At 63.6% G+C, this 15,487-nt stretch carries 18 protein-coding genes; 9 read left to right on the forward strand and 9 right to left on the reverse strand.

Going from position 1 to position 15,487, the window contains the following annotated elements; translation table 11 throughout:
* Positions 1 to 3 precede the first annotated feature (3 nt).
* Both lysA and lptM read right to left on the reverse strand, forming a co-directional pair.
* Positions 4 to 1,251, reverse strand: a complete 1,248-nt coding sequence (lysA, locus tag HS968_RS01620; RefSeq protein ID WP_182369864.1) for a diaminopimelate decarboxylase — start codon at positions 1,249 to 1,251, stop codon at positions 4 to 6.
* Positions 1,252 to 1,264: 13 nt separating this feature from the next.
* Positions 1,265 to 1,390: an LPS translocon maturation chaperone LptM gene (lptM, locus tag HS968_RS01625; protein WP_017361215.1), complete on the reverse strand. Its 126-nt coding sequence runs from the start codon at positions 1,388 to 1,390 to the stop codon at positions 1,265 to 1,267.
* A 181-nt stretch (positions 1,391 to 1,571) separates the two neighbouring features.
* Between lptM and HS968_RS01630 the strand changes: the two genes are divergently transcribed.
* The 5 genes from HS968_RS01630 to HS968_RS01650 all read left to right on the forward strand — a co-directional run bounded on the left by HS968_RS01630 (position 1,572) and on the right by HS968_RS01650 (position 4,580).
* On the forward strand, positions 1,572 to 2,609 hold the full coding sequence (locus HS968_RS01630) for an AraC family transcriptional regulator (RefSeq protein ID WP_182369866.1): 1,038 nt from the start codon (positions 1,572 to 1,574) through the stop codon (positions 2,607 to 2,609).
* A 67-nt stretch (positions 2,610 to 2,676) separates the two neighbouring features.
* A complete protein-coding gene (gene cyaY, locus HS968_RS01635; protein ID WP_182369868.1) occupies positions 2,677 to 3,009 on the forward strand; it encodes an iron donor protein CyaY in 333 nt (110 codons plus the stop codon).
* On the forward strand, positions 2,999 to 3,196 hold the full coding sequence (locus tag HS968_RS01640) for a DUF1289 domain-containing protein (protein ID WP_119692336.1): 198 nt from the start codon (positions 2,999 to 3,001) through the stop codon (positions 3,194 to 3,196). Before cyaY ends, HS968_RS01640 begins: the two co-directional genes overlap by 11 nt.
* A gap of 118 nt (positions 3,197 to 3,314) precedes the next feature.
* On the forward strand, positions 3,315 to 3,722 hold the full coding sequence (rnk, locus tag HS968_RS01645; protein ID WP_106737652.1) for a nucleoside diphosphate kinase regulator: 408 nt from the start codon (positions 3,315 to 3,317) through the stop codon (positions 3,720 to 3,722).
* A 57-nt stretch (positions 3,723 to 3,779) separates the two neighbouring features.
* Positions 3,780 to 4,580 carry a lipase family protein gene (locus HS968_RS01650; protein ID WP_182369870.1) on the forward strand — a complete coding sequence of 267 codons (801 nt, stop codon included), beginning with the start codon at positions 3,780 to 3,782 and terminating at the stop codon, positions 4,578 to 4,580.
* Positions 4,581 to 4,661: 81 nt separating this feature from the next.
* Here the strand turns inward: HS968_RS01650 and HS968_RS01655 are convergent, their stop codons facing one another.
* The 7 genes from HS968_RS01655 to argH all read right to left on the reverse strand — a co-directional run bounded on the left by HS968_RS01655 (position 4,662) and on the right by argH (position 11,606).
* The gene (locus tag HS968_RS01655; RefSeq protein WP_182369872.1) at positions 4,662 to 7,520 is read right to left on the reverse strand and encodes a class I adenylate cyclase; all 2,859 of its coding nucleotides are present in this window, start codon (positions 7,518 to 7,520) and stop codon (positions 4,662 to 4,664) included.
* Positions 7,521 to 7,639: 119 nt separating this feature from the next.
* The gene (locus HS968_RS01660; protein WP_119692333.1) at positions 7,640 to 7,894 is read right to left on the reverse strand and encodes a TIGR02647 family protein; all 255 of its coding nucleotides are present in this window, start codon (positions 7,892 to 7,894) and stop codon (positions 7,640 to 7,642) included.
* Entirely contained in the window at positions 7,891 to 8,709 is an 819-nt protein-coding gene (locus HS968_RS01665; RefSeq protein ID WP_182369873.1) for a substrate-binding periplasmic protein, read from the reverse strand. The genes HS968_RS01660 and HS968_RS01665 overlap by 4 nt, the downstream gene beginning before the upstream one ends.
* An 86-nt stretch (positions 8,710 to 8,795) precedes the next feature.
* A complete protein-coding gene (locus HS968_RS01670; RefSeq protein ID WP_182369874.1) occupies positions 8,796 to 9,071 on the reverse strand; it encodes a hypothetical protein in 276 nt (91 codons plus the stop codon).
* A 10-nt stretch (positions 9,072 to 9,081) separates the two neighbouring features.
* On the reverse strand, positions 9,082 to 9,567 hold the full coding sequence (locus tag HS968_RS01675; protein WP_119692331.1) for a GNAT family N-acetyltransferase: 486 nt from the start codon (positions 9,565 to 9,567) through the stop codon (positions 9,082 to 9,084).
* 119 nt (positions 9,568 to 9,686) lie between these two features.
* Entirely contained in the window at positions 9,687 to 10,148 is a 462-nt protein-coding gene (locus tag HS968_RS01680) for a sn-glycerol-3-phosphate transporter (protein WP_119692330.1), read from the reverse strand.
* Between the two features lie 63 nt (positions 10,149 to 10,211).
* Positions 10,212 to 11,606, reverse strand: coding sequence for an argininosuccinate lyase (gene argH, locus HS968_RS01685; RefSeq protein ID WP_179623476.1), 1,395 nt, complete (start codon positions 11,604 to 11,606; stop codon positions 10,212 to 10,214).
* 233 nt (positions 11,607 to 11,839) lie between these two features.
* Between argH and HS968_RS01690 the strand changes: the two genes are divergently transcribed.
* The 4 genes from HS968_RS01690 to HS968_RS01705 all read left to right on the forward strand — a co-directional run bounded on the left by HS968_RS01690 (position 11,840) and on the right by HS968_RS01705 (position 15,477).
* The gene (locus HS968_RS01690) at positions 11,840 to 12,922 is read left to right on the forward strand and encodes a sensor histidine kinase (RefSeq protein ID WP_182369876.1); all 1,083 of its coding nucleotides are present in this window, start codon (positions 11,840 to 11,842) and stop codon (positions 12,920 to 12,922) included.
* Entirely contained in the window at positions 12,919 to 13,665 is a 747-nt protein-coding gene (locus tag HS968_RS01695) for a LytR/AlgR family response regulator transcription factor (protein ID WP_106737642.1), read from the forward strand. Before HS968_RS01690 ends, HS968_RS01695 begins: the two co-directional genes overlap by 4 nt.
* A 103-nt stretch (positions 13,666 to 13,768) precedes the next feature.
* Positions 13,769 to 14,707: a hydroxymethylbilane synthase gene (gene hemC, locus HS968_RS01700; RefSeq protein WP_182369878.1), complete on the forward strand. Its 939-nt coding sequence runs from the start codon at positions 13,769 to 13,771 to the stop codon at positions 14,705 to 14,707.
* On the forward strand, positions 14,704 to 15,477 hold the full coding sequence (locus tag HS968_RS01705; RefSeq protein ID WP_182369880.1) for a uroporphyrinogen-III synthase: 774 nt from the start codon (positions 14,704 to 14,706) through the stop codon (positions 15,475 to 15,477). The genes hemC and HS968_RS01705 overlap by 4 nt, the downstream gene beginning before the upstream one ends.
* Positions 15,478 to 15,487 lie beyond the last annotated feature (10 nt).

The raw sequence follows: 15,487 nt of genomic DNA on the forward strand, positions 1-15,487 counted from the left end.
CCCTCAGGCCGGCAGCAGGCTTTCGCCGGCGTAGAGCTCTTGGACGGTCTCGCGGCGCCGCACTTCGTACGCCTGCTCGCCATCTACCAGCACCTCGGCGGCGCGGCCGCGGGTGTTGTAGTTGGAGCTCATGACGAAGCCATAGGCGCCGGCCGAACGCACGGCCAGCAGGTCGCCTTCGGCCAGCACCAACTGACGATCCTTGGCCAGGAAGTCGCCGGTCTCGCAGATCGGCCCGACCAGGTCGTAGTTGCGCGCCTCACCGTCACGCGGCTGCACCGGCGAGACGTCCATCCAGGCCTGGTACAGCGCCGGGCGGATGAGGTCGTTCATCGCCGCGTCGATGATGGCGAAGTCCTTGTGCTCGGTGTGCTTGAGGTATTCGACCTGAGTCAGCAGCACGCCGGCATTGGCCACGATGAAGCGGCCCGGCTCGAACACCAGGGCCAGGTCGCGGCCTTCCAGGCGCTTGCGCACGGCGGCGATGTAGTCGCCGGCCAGCGGTGGCTGTTCGTCGCGATACTGCACGCCGAGACCGCCGCCCAGATCCAGGTGCTTGATGATGATGCCGCGTGCGGCCAGCTTGTCGACCAGCAGCAGCAGGCGATCCAGCGCATCGAGGAAGGGCTCGAGGGTGGTCAGCTGCGAGCCGATATGGCAATCGACACCGATCACTTCCAGGTTCGGCAGCTCGGCAGCGCGGGCGTAGACCGCCTCGGCCTGCTCGATGTCGATGCCGAACTTGTTTTCCTTGAGACCGGTGGAAATGTACGGGTGGGTGCCAGCATCCACGTCCGGGTTGACCCGCAGCGAGACCGGCGCCTTGACGCCCAGCTCGGCTGCCACCTTCTGCAGGCGCTCCAGCTCGACGCTGGATTCGACGTTGAAGCAGTGCACGCCGACTTCCAGCGCGCGGCGCATGTCGTCGCGGCTCTTGCCGACGCCGGAGAAGACGATGCGGTTCGGCTCGCCACCGGCAGCCAGTACACGCTCCAACTCGCCGCTGGAAACGATGTCGAAACCGGCACCAAGGCGTGCCAGGACGTTCAGCACGCCGATGTTGGAGTTGGCCTTGACCGCGAAGCAGACCAGGTGCGGCATGCCGGCCAGCGCATCGGCATAGGCACCGTACTGCCCTTCGATGTGGGCGCGGGAATAGACATAGGTGGGCGTGCCGAAGCGCTGGGCCAGCGCAGACAAGGCAACGCCTTCCGCGAACAGCTCACCGTCGCGGTAGTTGAAGGCTTCCATGGGGCAGCTCCTGTCAGAGTTCGAAACGGTCTCGGCTGTTGCCGGCGTTGTCATCGCCCGGCAGGTACAGCGGGCCTTTCTGACCGCAGCCGGCCAGCAGGCAAACGGCGGCGAGGAGCGCGAGGGTCAGTCGCTTCATGGGGCAGTCCTTGAAAATAAGCGTGAATTGCGCCGGAGTATACCGACCCCCCGTCACCTTGCCTATGCGCCCGCCGCCCGCCTGGCGGGGCGCTGGCTCAATTTGCGCGCTTGCCTGGCGTTCGCTTCGGCGGCATTTGTCGTGGCTTGGGTTAGCATGCTGCGAGTAACGAGGAGCCTCGATGGATAATCCCGCGATTCTCGCTGGTTCGGTTTCGGTGGCCTACCTGCAAGGTCTGATCGATCATTTGCAGCGCCAGGGGGTGGCCCCCGAGGTGCTGCTCGCCCATGCCCAGCTGACGCCCGAGGTACTGGCGCAGCGCGATCAGCGCGTGGCTGCCAGCGCTTATCTGGCATTGCTCGGCGAAGGCGTGCGACTGAGCGGTGACGGCTGCCTGGGCCTGCACCTGGGTGAAGCCGTGCGGCCCGGCTACTACGGCGTGCTTGGTTATCTGATCATGAGTTGCGCCACGCTGGCCGATGCCCTGCACCGGCAGGCGCGTTACGCTGCGTTGGTCGGCAATCTGGGAGTGGTCGGTCTCGACGACGAGCCGTCGCGGCCTGGCTGCGAGCCTTTGGTGGCCCACAGCTGGCAACCGCTCTTGCCGCAACAGCAGCGTCAGTTGAGTGAGGAAACCCTGGCCGGTTGGGTCAGTTTCGGGCGCTGGATCAGTGGCCTGGACATTGCGCCGACCGAGGTGCGTTTTCAGCATCCGGCGCCGGCTGACACCTCCGAGCATCAGCGCATCTTTCGTTGCCCTGTGCTGTTCGGTCAGGCGGACAACGCGTTGATCTTCCCCAAACGGCTGCTTGGTGTGCCGCTCGGCCAGGCCGATGCGCAGGTGCAGGGCACGCTCGATGCCTACGCTGATCGTCTGCTCGGTGAGCTCAAGCAGGGCCATCACGTGCTCGACCAGGCGCGTCTGCAACTGGCCCGGCAGTTGCCCGAGCAGGGGCCTGATCTGGAAGCCATTGCCAGCGCGCTGGCGCTCAGTCCGCGCACCTTGCAGCGGCGTCTGCGTGAAGCTGGCCTCTCGTTTAGTCAATTGGTGGATGAAACCCGCCAGCAACTGGCGTTGCACTATCTGCGTGATCCGGCGCTGGAACTGGCGGAAATCGCCTTTCTGGTCGGATTCAGCGAGCCTGGTTCGCTGGCCCGCGCATTTCGTCGCTGGACGGGAACGAGCCCGGGCGAGTACCGTCGCCACCTTTGCAGCTAGGCCTGGCTACACCGGTCTGGCGTTTTCACCTATTTTTGCAGTCGCTGCACCTTGTGAGGAAAACCCGATGAGCCTGAGCGAAGCCCGCTTCCACGATCTGGTCGATGCCACCCAGCAGACGGTGGAAGACATCTTCGACGACAGCGGTCTGGACGTCGATCTGGAGAACAGCGCTGGTGTACTCACTGTGCGTTTCGAAAATGGCAGCCAACTGATCTTCAGCCGCCAGGAGCCGATTCGTCAGCTGTGGCTGGCCGCCCGTTCCGGTGGTTTCCACTTTGATTACGATGAAAGCAGCGAGCGCTGGATCTGCGACACCAGCGATGAGCAGTTGGGCGAGATGCTGGTGCGTATCACGCTCGAGCAGTGCGGTGCCGAACTGGAGTTCGATGAGCTCTGAGCCCGGCGAGGCGCCGCTGGCCTCGCCATGCCGGCGCCAGTGTTGCCTGGACGAGCGCGACCAGTGCATTGGCTGTGGTCGTACCCTGCAGGAGATTCTCGACTGGGGTTCGGCCGACAATGCCCGGCGCCGGGATATCTGCCAGGCGGCCATCGAGCGTTTGCGCCAGCGCAAGCCAGCCCCCTGACCAGGTGGTCTTGTTTATTTGTCCGGCTGTGTTAGGGTCGACAAAACATTCTGCTGAACCCCGCCTTCGGGCGGGGTTTTGCTTTTTTATGGATTAGGCAAGGAGATCGCCCGGCATCATGAACAACACACCTACCATCACCATTACCCGCCTCGACCTGCAGCGCCTGGAGCGCTTGCTCGACAGTCTGGACGAGTTCGGGCCCGGCGCGGTTGCATTGCAGGCCGAGCTGGATCGTGCCGAGGTGGTGGGGCACGACGAGGTGCCGGCAGGGGTGGTGACCATGAATTCGCGCGTGCACTGCCGTGAAGAAAGCAGCGGCAAGGATTATCACCTGACCCTGGTCTACCCGCAGGATGCGGGTGGCGAAGGCAAGGTCAGCATCCTCGCGCCAGTAGGTTGCGCGCTGCTCGGTCTGTCCGTGGGGCAGCATATCGACTGGCCGGCACCCGGCGGCAAGCAGCTCAAGCTGACCCTGCTGGAAGTCGAATATCAGCCGGAAGCCGCAGGCGAATACGACCGCTGACGCTCCGCTCAAGCTGGACTAGAGTGAGGTTTCCGCCAATGGCAAGGAGGCCTCGCCATGTCCAGTCTGCCCCTGTATTTCCCGCCGACCTACCAGCTCTCGCGCGCCCTGCTCTGCGCTGAACTGGTGATGGCCGCCTACGATCAGTACGAGCAATGGCTGGCGCAGCAGCGCCCACGCAAGCCCGAACAGTTCCATTGGAGACAGCCGTCTCTGGAAGGCTGGCAACTCTCTGCGCCGATCTGGAGTGTGCTCAGTGAGTGGCACGTGCTCAATGAGTCCGAGCCCTTCGGTTTCGCCGCCCGTGACCCGCAAGGCGATTGCTACCTGGTGTTCCGGGGCACCGAGTCGGTACAGGACTGGCTCGATGATCTCGACCTGGATCAGCGCGACTACCCCTGGCAAGCCAATGTCGGCCTGGTGCACGACGGCTTTCTCAAACTCTACACATCCCTGCGCGACCAGGCCCTGCTGGCACTGGATGACCTGCAACCACAAGCGCGCCTGTGGGCATGTGGCCACAGTCTGGGCAGTACCCTGAGCACGCTGGCCGTGCCGGATCTGCTTCAGCGCTGGCCTCTGCTGCTGTTGCAGCATTACAACTTCGCCAGCCCGCGCGTGGCCTCGCCGGCCTTCGCCAATTACTACAACGCTCTGGCCGTGCCGACCTATCGTCTGGTCAACGATAGCGACCTGGTGCCCGAGGTGCCGCCGGCGGACAGTGATCGCTGGTTCTACCAGCACCTGGGCCTGCCTGTGACCTTCACCGCCAGCTATGGGGGCGTCGCGGCCAACCACAGCATGGGCGACTGTTACCTCTACGCGCTGAACAATCCTGATGCGCCAATGAAAAGCTAGGTCTGCTTGAGAGTAGGGCGGGTGCAACCCGCCATTGGCAGTGTGCTCCCGCCCTAGCGGTATACAGATCTATCGTCCGTACTAGACCTGCTGCAAGGCGGTGTTCAAGGCATCTTCCAGTTCGCTCTTGTAGCGCAGGTAATGCACGGTCTGCGCCTGCTGCCCCGCGAGCACGGCGGAAAGATCCAGATCGGTGATGTAGAAGGGGTAGCGTTCACCACCGGAGCGCTGGGCAAGAATGTGCTGCGCCACGGCGCGATACAGATCGCGGCCGTATTCCAGCTCGGAAAATTCGCGGTGGTTGCAATACAGGGTGACGTGACGCTGACGCCCGTCCCCCGGCTCGACGATCGCCTGCACATCGTAGAAGGGATGGCTGAGCGGCGCCTGAGGTGGCGGGCGGCGCTCCACACTCTGTGCGCGCAATGGCGCATCGGGTAGCAACTGGTGGTAAAGCACGTCCAGAGGTACATCGCCGGCAGGATTATCCAGCGGCAACTGGGCGTTGCGCCGGTACAGCAGGGATTGCAGGAAACGCTGCAGCGGCGTGAGCAGGCTCTGCTCGTCGCGGTAGGGCAGGCGCCTGCGCCAGAGTGCGTTGTGCTCGTCGAGTACGGTCAGTTCGGCTTCGTTGTTCTGTTCGTTCAGGCGATAGAAAACCTGGATCGATTGCGGCTTGCCCATAGGCAGGATCAGTGCCAGATCATTGCCTTCGAGGGCGTAGCGATCCAGATTCAGCGGGCTGTACAGCTCTTGCTCGGCGCCGAGGTGATCGAGCAGCGCCGGCAGGTCACCCAGCGCGGTGTGGCGCACTTGGCCGGGCGCCAACTGCAGAACGTGGTAATGCTGGCGCACCTGTACCAGGTAGCGTGATGGCTGACCGCTGGCGTAGCTGCCAAGCAGGTCGCGCAGTAGCTCTTCGACCCGGGTCGCGATGGCTACTGCGCGGTTGCGGCAGTAGCAGCGCACTTGCACCTCGGGCACGGGGCCATCCAGCGGCAGGCTGTTGAGCAGGTCGCTGAGGCAGTCGAGCAGCGCGTCCTCGCCGTCATAGCGAGCGACCTGCAACTCGTTCCAGCTATTGAGGCTGACCTGGTCGAGGGTCAGCACCAGGTTCTCGCGCACGCCGGAATAGCCGAGTGCATCGGTGCGCCCGGTGGTCATGTGCACGTTCATCTGGCTGTGCTGCTTGAGCGGGTCGACACCCACGTTGACCAATAACAGTACCCGGCTGGGTACGCTCGCGCGCAGCAGTGCTGCTTCCTCCACGGGCGGTGGAGGCAGGGGGAAGCATTGTTGCAGGCTGCCGATCAGGTTGGACAGTTCGAAGTCGGTCAGGTCGCTGCTGCCTGGATGTTGCGACAGCCGGGTGCTGGCGTCGATCACGCCATTGCGGTGGCACCAGGCAAGTAGTTCGATCAGTTCGCGGGTGCGTTTGATCGGCGCGAAATCCGGCCATTCCTGGGCGCTGAGGTTGCCGCTGAACAGCGCCCACTGGTATTCGTTCGGCGTTTCGCTGCTCGGTTGTTGCACCAGGGTGAGAGTGTCTTCGGCCAGATCCGGGGCGATGCCGGGGTTGATGAATTCCACCTTGCCGGCCTTGCGTTCGAAGGCGGCGTACAGACGCCGGCCCAGGACGTTGAGATCGCGGTTGTTCAATGAGCTGCCGACCTGGGCACTGCGGGCGAACTGGGTGAGGAAGCGGTAGCTGTAGGTCAGCTCGTTGACCAGTACGCGGCGCTCGGCGGCGACCTGGCGTACCTTCCACTGGCTGCGGCTGTCGAGCACGGCAAGTTGTCGGGTTTCCCAGCCCCACTCAGCGGTCAGGCGTTCCAGCAACAGGCGCTGCCAGCTCTTGCTGCGGCCGCGCGCCGGTGGCCGGCTGATCTTCTTGTTCACCTTCAGGTACAGGCAGCGCCGCACCAGTTCCAGACGTTCGCGATCGCCACGGTTGCCGAGGTACTCCTCCAGGCGGCGGTAGACCACGATGTAAGGATCGAGCTCGTCGAGATCGAGACGGCCTTCGAATACGGTCTGCTTGAAGCGCAACGCCAGGCACTCGACCTGGGGGTGTTCGCTGGCGTAAACCTCGGTCAGCAGCAGTTTGAGGGCAGACTTGTAGGGCGACTCGATGCCCTTGTATAGCTGCCACATGCCGGCACCGACGAACTCCTGCGGCGGGATCTGCGCCAGGTGGCCGAGATCGAGCACGTCATCCTCGCGTACGAAGCGCTTGCTCAGCAGGGTGCGGCAGTAGTCGTGGTAGCGGTTTTCCTCGTACACCGGCACCAACCACCAGATCGGCGTGCGCCCGCCGAGCCAGATGGCGGTGCGGTAGAACTCGTCGAGCAGCAGATAGTGCTGGGTGGTGCCGCAGTCGTCCGAGGTCAGCTGTGCTTCGCGCGCGCCCTGGGTGAAGCGCTGCGGATCGACCAGAAAGACATGCACCTCGGCACCCTGGGTGGCGGCCCAGCTTTCCAGCAGATCGCATTTCTTGCGCAGATCCTGCAGCTCCTGCGCGGTCAGGGTCGGCGCGTGGCATAGCCACAGATCCATGTCGCTCTGCTCGGCTTGCGCCACGGTGCCCAGGCTGCCCATCAGGAACAGGCCATGCAGCGGTGCAGCGCCCTGGCCACGACGGGGCTTGTAAACGAATGAGCGGGTCAGGCGCTGGACTTCGGCCAGGCTGTCGTCGTCCGGTTCGAAGCCACTGAGGCCTGCCGGGGTGCTGGCGGAAACGTAGCCGGGGAGCAGCGGGTGGTTGACGTGCAGTAACAACGGCAACAGCTTGAGCACCAGTTGCTGGCGTGTAGACAGTGCTTCCATGGCCCGCTGCAGGCGGCCCTGGTTGATCTTGAGGAAACGTGCGCGCAGTTGTGCGAGCACCTTGCGGTCGATGCCGTCGTCGAGGTCCGGGCGGATTTCGTGATTGCGCGTCATGCTCGAACTCTACTGGTAATGCTGCAAGCCTATCAGCGGCGTGCTCGCCAGTGCAGTGTCTGTGACGCTATATCGCCCGCCGCGCCTTTCCCTGAAGGGCGACGGGCGCACGTTGGGGATTAAGCGGGGGTGGTTTGCCGGGTGGAAAGAATCGTCAGCAGGGCTTGTGCATGTTCGGCGGCATCGATGCCCAGGCTGGTCAGATAACCGCCATCGGCCTGGCTCACCAGGCCCTTCTCGTAAAGGCGGGTGATGGCGCCCTGAGCCTTGAACGAAGCGTTGTTGTGCACCTTCAGCCCTTCCTGATGATTGTCCAGGTTGTACAGGGCGAGGATTTCCAGCTCGTCGATCAGGTCAGTATTGAATGACTTCATGGTAACTCCGCTTTTTTATTATGGCGTTCGTTCAGTGTAGAGCCATGCGCCGTGGTTTGCCCGTCGGAAAGCTGCCAGTGCGCGAGAATCTGCTGGTAAGTGCCATCCTGGCGGATCTGCCGCATGCCGGCGTCAAAGCGCTGCAGGAGTTCTCTGGCCTGCGGATGGTGGCGGGAAAAGGTCAGGTACAGTTGCGGGCGGTATACCGTCGCCAAGGGGCTGAATTGCCCGACCAGCTCCGGGTTATCGTCCAGAAGTGCCTGGGTGGTGCCACGAAAGGCGACGACATAGTCCACGCGTCCCCGCTGCAGCATGAGGAAACCGTTGAGGTCGCGGCGTACGGGGATGCGCTGGATGTTCGGGTAGTTGTCGAAGCGCTCGCCATAGGTGTAGCCGATGGTCACGGCCACCCGTTTGCCGACGAGGTCTTCGAGGTCGCTGACCGGCCGCTCGCCGGCGCGGCCCCACAGGATGATGTCGTCGCTGAACAACATCTCCTGCGGCAGCAGAAACTGCGCTTTGATGCGTGAGTCGGGGGTGGTGTTGAAGCAGGCCGCCAGGCTGCCTGAGCGGGCCAGCTCCATGCAGCGCGAATAGGGGTAGGGCGCCAGCTCGATGGCGGTCGCGCTGGCGGCGAAGGCCGCGCGCACGATATCCGCCGACATGCCCTCGACCCGCTCATTGCGCCAGGCGGTGTAGGGATACCAATCGTCCTCGGCACCGATGCGGGGCGTCTCGGCCAACGGCGCGCCGGCCCAGAGCAATGGCAGCAGCAGGGCGAGCAATGCAGCGATGCGTGGCAACGGACAGGCCATCGAAGGCGGTACCTTCTCGGTCGGGACTGGAGGTGACAGTAGCAATCTGCCTGCCAGTCCGACCAGTGGCCTGGATCAATCCTGGCTCAGTTTTCTTCCGGCAGCTCAGGCAGTGCGCGCAGAGCCTGCTCATACCAGGCTCCGTCGAAGGGGCGATCCTCCCGCAGCATGGCGTCGACCTCATGGGCGAGCACCAGTGCCATCAGTTCGAGAATCTCTTCGCGCTCGTAACCAACCAGGGTCAGCTTGTTGAATACCGCTTTGGCAGCGGCGGGTTCGCCGCTTTCCAGCTGGTTTTCGATGGCCTGGATCAGGGTGGCTTCGGCGAAGTCTTCGTCTTCCTGGTCGTTGTTTGGGCTCATGTTCGTTTCCTCATTGATTGCCAGCAGCAAAATCCAAAAGGGCCTGGCCGGTCAGGCGATAGCCGACCCACTCGCTTTGCGGACGGGCGCCGAAGGATTCGTAGAAGTCGATGGCGGGTTTGTTCCAGTCCAGTACCGACCACTCGAAGCGACCACAACCGCGTGCCACGGCCAGTTGTGCCAGATGGCGCAGCATGGCCTTGCCTGCGCCCAGGCCACGAGCTTCGGGGCTGATGTAGAGGTCTTCCAGATACAGGCCGTGTTTGCCCAGCCAGGTGGAGTAGTTGAAGAAGTACACCGCATAGCCGATGGGCTGACCCTCGTGCTCGCAGATCAGGCCATGGGCGGTGCTGCCTTCGGCGAACAGGCTGTCGCGAATACCGGCGGCATCGGTCTTCACCTCGTGCTCGGCCTTCTCGTAGATGGCCAGCTCGGTGATGAAGCGCAGGATCAGTTCGGCGTCGTCAGCGGTAGCGGGGCGGATATGCAGGGACATGGATCTCTCCTGGGGCGACAGGCAGTGCAGGTGCTGTCGCATGGTTGGACGTGTACTGGAAACGGTGGTGTTGTCGATCCGCGGTGTGCTCGCTGAGGGCGCTCCGTCGTTCTGATCCGTCAAAGGCGCAGGCCGAGGTTGACCATCAGCGCGGCGTTACCCAGCAGCACCAGTTCCGCCGCCATGCCGTGGCTTTGCACGCCCAGCGAGGGAATGATGGCGGGTGCCACGCCCAGATGGTTGAGTGGGATCTTGTCGCGGTACTCGCCACGGTAACCGTGCAACAGACCGCCGGTCAGCTTGGCATAGAACGGGTGGCGGTCGCTTTCGAAGCGACGGCCTACGTAGGCGTACTGCGAATTTTGGTCGAACGAGTTACGAAAAACAGCCCCGCCCCAGAGGTTGCCGGAGGCATAACCACGTTCCAGACCGATCAGGCGCTGGTGATTGTTGTGGTCAGGCTCTGGGTGGTAGTGGCGGGTGTAAACGCTGGTCTGCAACTGCCAGTGATCGCCTTCGTTGGCCAATACCGGCGTTGCCAGCAAACTCAGTAGCAGGGTCGTAGGGAGTGTGTAACGCATGACAACCTCCTGGTCGAATGGCCTGCCTTGGCAGGGGCGACGTACCGTCGCCCCTTTGCGACCTCAGCGGCTGGCGAGAAGTTCGCGGCCACGCACCACAGCGGCGCGCACCTGGTTCGGTGCCGTGCCACCGATATGGTCACGAGCGCCAACCGAGCCTTCCAGGGTCAGCACGGCGAACACGTCGTCAGCGATCTGGTCGCTGAACTGGCGCAGTTCGTCCAGGCTCATCTCGGCCAGATCCTTGCCAGTCTGCACGCCGTATTTCACCGCATGGCCGACGATTTCGTGGCAGTCGCGGAAGGGCAGGCCCTTGCGTACCAGGTAGTCGGCCAGGTCGGTGGCGGTGGAGAAACCGCGCAGCGCCGCCTCGCGCATGATTTCGCGCTTGGGCTTGATCGCCGGCACCATATCGGCGAAGGCGCGCAGGCTGTCACGCAGGGTGTCGGCGGCGTCGAACAGCGGTTCCTTGTCTTCCTGGTTGTCCTTGTTGTAGGCCAGCGGCTGGCCTTTCATCAGGGTCAGCAGGCCGGTCAGGGCGCCGAACACACGGCCGGTCTTGCCGCGTACCAGCTCGGGCACATCGGGGTTTTTCTTCTGCGGCATGATCGAGGAGCCGGTGCAGAAACGATCCGGCAGGTCGATGAACTGGAACTGCGCGCTGGTCCACAGCACCAGCTCTTCGGAGAAGCGCGACAGGTGCATCATCGCCAGCGAGGCCGCGGCGCAGAATTCGATGGCGAAGTCGCGATCCGATACGCCATCCAGAGAGTTGCCGCCAACGGCATCGAAACCCAGCAATTGAGCAGTGATCTCACGCTGGATCGGGTAAGTGGTGCCTGCCAGCGCCGCCGAGCCCAGCGGCATGCGGTTGGTGCGTTTGCGGCAGTCGACCAGGCGCTCGTAGTCACGCGAGAGCATCTCGAACCAGGCCAACAGATGATGGCCAAAGGTCACCGGCTGGGCGGTCTGCAGGTGGGTGAAACCGGGCATGATGGTATCTGCCTCGGCCTCGGCCAGGCCCAGCAGGCCCTGCTGCAGGCGGGTGATCTCGGCGAGGATCAGGTCGATCTCGTCGCGCAGCCACAGGCGGATGTCAGTGGCTACCTGGTCGTTGCGCGAGCGGCCGGTGTGCAGCTTCTTGCCGGTCACGCCGATGCGGTCGGTCAGGCGCGCCTCGATGTTCATGTGCACGTCTTCCAGGTCGACGCGCCAGTCGAACTGGCCGGCTTCGATCTCGCCCTGGATCTGCTTGAGGCCGTCGACGATGGCGTCACGCTCGGCATCGGTGAGTACGCCGACCTTGGCCAGCATGCTGGCATGGGCGATGGAGCCCATGATGTCGTGGCGATAGAGGCGCTTGTCGAATTCGACCGAGGCGGTGAAGCGGGCGACGAAGGCGTCGACGGGCTCGCTGAAGCGGCCGCCCCAGGATTGGTTGGTTTTTTCGCTGCTCATGATTTAGTGCTCTGGATCGGCAAGCCGCTTTCTACGGCCAGCATGGCGGACAAAGTGCGTCGATAATAACAGGGTCGGCAGGCGTTTCGCCGGGCTGCGTTCGCCGTCGGGCACTCAGTGGCGTTGTCGGCTGCTTCACAGTTTTGTCCTGAAGGTGGCATTTCGGTGCTTTATTTTGTCCGGCGGGAGCCGTCTGGCTTGCCGGCTCGTGGGGCGACACGGAAACTGCGTCGATGCACACACAATCCTTTGCCAAGAATAAACAAAGCGCCTCCATCGACGACTTCTTCGTCCCCGAACTGTGCCAGCCGGAAGCGCTGCTGAGCATGGTGCTGCTGGCCGAGTTGCTGGTGCTGGTGCTGGTGCTTGCCGAACCGATGACGCCGGGCTTCGACTGGGTGCGTCTGGCCCTGACCTCGCTGTTCGTGCAGTGGATCGTGCTGCTTTCGGCTGCCGTGCTGTGTCGTCTACGGCCGCTGCTGGCGCGCTTGCGCCCTTCGCTGGCGGGCAGCCTGTGTTGCGTGCTCGTGGTGCTGTTGACCCTTGGCTGTACGGCAGTCGCCGACTATTACGAGCTGGGTGGACCGCTTCCACGCAGCGGCGAGGTGAATCTTTACCTGCGTCATGCGTTGATCAGCCTGATCATGTCCGCACTGCTGCTACGCTATTTCTATCTGCAGAGCCAATGGCGTCGGCAGGAGCAGGCAGAGCTGCGCGCACGCATCGAATCGCTGCAAGCGCGGATCCGCCCGCATTTTCTGTTCAACAGCCTCAACAGCATCGCCAGCCTGGTCACGCTAGACCCGTTCAAGGCCGAGCAGGCGGTGCTGGATCTGTCCGATCTGTTTCGTGCCAGCCTGGCCAAGCCCGGCAGTCTGGTGCCGTGGAAGGAGGAACTGGAACTGGCGAAACGATATCTATCGATCGAGCACTACAGGCTCGGCGAGCGACTACAGTTGCAGTGGGAGGTCGAAGGTGTGCCGGAGGATCTGCCGATTCCCCAGCTGACCCTGCAGCCTCTGTTGGAGAATGCGCTGATCTATGGCATCCAGCCGCGTATAGAAGGTGGTTTGGTGCGGGTCGAAGCGGATTACCAGGATGGAGTGTTCAGCTTGTGTGTCAGCAATCCGTATGAAGAGCGGGGCGAGCAGCACCCGTCACGGGGAACGCACCAAGCGCTGAGTAATATCGATGCGCGCCTGGCGGCACTTTTTGGGCCGCGCGCGAGTCTCAGCGTGGAGCGCCGTGACGGCCGTCATTACAGCTGTCTACGCTATCCTTGTGCGAGACTCACGCAGGAAGCCAGAGCAATATGAATGTCCTGATCGTCGATGACGAACCCCTTGCCCGCGAGCGCCTCAGCCGCATGGTCGGTGAGCTCGAGGGTTACCGGGTACTGGAGCCCGCCGCCAGCAATGGCGAGGAAGCTCTGACCCTGATCGATAGCCTCAAGCCGGACGTAGTCCTGCTCGATATCCGCATGCCTGGTCTGGATGGTCTGCAGGTGGCCGCCAAACTGTGCGAGCGTGAGGCGCCCCCGGCGGTGATTTTCTGTACCGCTCATGATGAATTCGCCCTGGAAGCCTTCCAGGTCAGTGCGGTCGGCTATCTGGTCAAACCAGTGCGCTCGGAAAGCCTCAGCGAAGCTTTGAAAAAGGCCGAGCGACCCAACCGCGTGCAACTGGCTGCCCTGACCCGCCCTGCGGCGGAAACCGGCGGTGGCCCGCGTACCCATATCAGCGCGCGAACCCGCAAGGGCATCGAGCTGATCCCGCTGGATCACGTGGTCTATTTCATCGCCGATCACAAGTACGTCACCTTGCGCCACCAGGGCGGTGAAGTCCTGCTGGATGAGCCGCTGAAGGCGCTGGAAGACGAGTTCGGCGATCGCTTCGTGCGCATCCACCGCAATGCGCTGGTCGCTCGCGAGCGTATCGAGCGCCTGCAGCGCACGCCGCTGGGGCATTTCCAGCTATTCCTCAAAGGGCTCGACGGCGACTCGCTGGTGGTCAGCCGCAGGCATGTGGCCGGGGTTCGCAAGCTGATGCAGTCGCTCTAGCCCCACGAGCCTTCACGGGAGCTGCGGCCGATGGCCGCCTCCCGGAGCCCTGGAAAGACGAGCCTGTTATGATTCGCGGCAATTTGTTCTGTGGAATTGCCTCATGTCCCGCGAAATTCGCATCGCCACCCGTAAGAGCGCCCTGGCCCTGTGGCAGGCTGAATACGTCAAAGCCCGTCTGGAACAGGCCCATCCCGGCCTGAAGGTCAGCCTGGTGCCGATGGTCAGCCGCGGCGATAAGCTGCTCGATGCGCCGTTGGCGAAGATCGGCGGCAAAGGCTTGTTCGTCAAGGAACTGGAAACCGCACTCCTGGAAAACGAGGCCGATATCGCCGTGCATTCGATGAAGGATGTGCCGATGGACTTTCCCGAGGGCCTGGGCCTGTTCTGCATCTGCGAGCGCGAAGACCCGCGCGATGCCTTCGTCTCCAACACCTTCGAGAGCCTCGATGCGTTGCCGGCCGATAGCGTGGTCGGCACCTCCAGCCTGCGTCGCCAGGCACAGTTGCTGGCGCGCCGGCCTGACCTGAAAATCCAGTTCCTGCGTGGCAACGTGAATACCCGCCTGGCCAAGCTCGATGCCGGCGAGTACGACGCCATCATCCTCGCCGCTGCCGGTCTGATCCGCCTCGGCTTCGAGGATCGTATCCGTAGCTCGATCAGTGCCGAGGACAGCCTGCCGGCCGGCGGCCAGGGTGCCGTGGGTATCGAGTGCCGCAGTGCCGATGCTGACGTGCATGCCCTGCTGGCGCCGTTGCATCACCGCGAGACTGCCCTGCGTGTGACTGCCGAGCGAGCACTGAACAAGCGCCTCAATGGCGGCTGCCAGGTTCCCATCGCCTGCTACGCCCTGCTCGAAGACGATCAGTTGTGGTTGCGTGGCCTGGTCGGTCAGCCCGATGGCGGCCTGCTGCTGCGTGCCGAATCCCGGGCGCCCAGCAGTGACGCCGAGGCCCTGGGCGTGCGCGTCGCCGAGGAGCTGCTGGAGCAGGGCGCCGAAGCCATTCTCAAGGCGGTGTATGGTGAGGCCGGCCATCCGTGAGCGCCTGGCGCCTGCTGCTGACCCGTCCTGCCGAGGATTGCGCGGTGCTGGCGCAGACGCTGGCCGAGCGAGGCGTCGCCAGTAGCTGCATGCCGTTGCTGGCCATCGAGGCGCTGGATGAGACGCCTGAGCAGCGCCGCACTTTCTCCGAGTTGCAGCGTTACTGCGCCGTGATAGTCGTCAGCAAGCCCGCAGCACGCCTCGCTCTGGCGCAGCTGGATCGTCATGGCGTGCGAGACTCGGCGCGGCAGCCCTGGTTCGCCGTCGGCGGCGCGACTGCGGCGTTGCTTGCGGAGCAAGGGCTGGATACTCACTACCCGGCGCAGGGCGATGACAGCGAAGCGCTGCTCGCCCTGCCGGCTTTGCAGCAGAGCATTGCTTCCGTTTCTTCCCCGCGGGTGTTGATTCTGCGTGGCGAGGGTGGCCGAGAATTCCTTGCCGAGTGCTTGCGCGGCCAAGGTGTGACGGTCGACTATCTGCCACTGTATCGCCGCGTGCTGCCGCATTATGCGGTGGGGGAACTGAGTCGGCGGCTGCGAGCGGAACGCCTGAACGGCCTGGTTGTCAGCAGTGGACAGGGTTTCGAACACCTGCTGCAGCTGGCTGGCGATGACTGGCCGGCTCTGGCTCGGCTACCCTTGTTCGTACCCAGCCCGCGTGTCGCCGAGCAGGCGCGCAATGCGGGTGCGGAGATCGTTGTGGACTGTCGCGGCGCCAGTGCCGCGGCCTTGCAGGCAGCTCTGGAGCAGTTTCCGGCTGCCGCCCTCTAAAAGGACGGAT

It is taken from the genome of Pseudomonas berkeleyensis (assembly GCF_014109765.1).
Taxonomy (GTDB): Bacteria; Pseudomonadota; Gammaproteobacteria; order Pseudomonadales; family Pseudomonadaceae; genus Aquipseudomonas; species Aquipseudomonas berkeleyensis.

Bases quoted from the DNA above. Each gene is read 5' to 3' on its own strand.
- lysA (WP_182369864.1), bottom strand. From the start codon at position 1,251: ATGGAAGCCTTCAACTACCGCGACGGTGAGCTGTTCGCGGAAGGCGTT.
- lptM (WP_017361215.1), bottom strand. From the start codon at position 1,390: ATGAAGCGACTGACCCTCGCGCTCCTCGCCGCCGTTTGCCTGCTGGCC.
- HS968_RS01630 (WP_182369866.1), top strand. From the start codon at position 1,572: ATGGATAATCCCGCGATTCTCGCTGGTTCGGTTTCGGTGGCCTACCTG.
- cyaY (WP_182369868.1), top strand. From the start codon at position 2,677: ATGAGCCTGAGCGAAGCCCGCTTCCACGATCTGGTCGATGCCACCCAG.
- HS968_RS01640 (WP_119692336.1), top strand. From the start codon at position 2,999: ATGAGCTCTGAGCCCGGCGAGGCGCCGCTGGCCTCGCCATGCCGGCGC.
- rnk (WP_106737652.1), top strand. From the start codon at position 3,315: ATGAACAACACACCTACCATCACCATTACCCGCCTCGACCTGCAGCGC.
- HS968_RS01650 (WP_182369870.1), top strand. From the start codon at position 3,780: ATGTCCAGTCTGCCCCTGTATTTCCCGCCGACCTACCAGCTCTCGCGC.
- HS968_RS01655 (WP_182369872.1), bottom strand. From the start codon at position 7,520: ATGACGCGCAATCACGAAATCCGCCCGGACCTCGACGACGGCATCGAC.
- HS968_RS01660 (WP_119692333.1), bottom strand. From the start codon at position 7,894: ATGAAGTCATTCAATACTGACCTGATCGACGAGCTGGAAATCCTCGCC.
- HS968_RS01665 (WP_182369873.1), bottom strand. From the start codon at position 8,709: ATGGCCTGTCCGTTGCCACGCATCGCTGCATTGCTCGCCCTGCTGCTG.
- HS968_RS01670 (WP_182369874.1), bottom strand. From the start codon at position 9,071: ATGAGCCCAAACAACGACCAGGAAGACGAAGACTTCGCCGAAGCCACC.
- HS968_RS01675 (WP_119692331.1), bottom strand. From the start codon at position 9,567: ATGTCCCTGCATATCCGCCCCGCTACCGCTGACGACGCCGAACTGATC.
- HS968_RS01680 (WP_119692330.1), bottom strand. From the start codon at position 10,148: ATGCGTTACACACTCCCTACGACCCTGCTACTGAGTTTGCTGGCAACG.
- argH (WP_179623476.1), bottom strand. From the start codon at position 11,606: ATGAGCAGCGAAAAAACCAACCAATCCTGGGGCGGCCGCTTCAGCGAG.
- HS968_RS01690 (WP_182369876.1), top strand. From the start codon at position 11,840: ATGCACACACAATCCTTTGCCAAGAATAAACAAAGCGCCTCCATCGAC.
- HS968_RS01695 (WP_106737642.1), top strand. From the start codon at position 12,919: ATGAATGTCCTGATCGTCGATGACGAACCCCTTGCCCGCGAGCGCCTC.
- hemC (WP_182369878.1), top strand. From the start codon at position 13,769: ATGTCCCGCGAAATTCGCATCGCCACCCGTAAGAGCGCCCTGGCCCTG.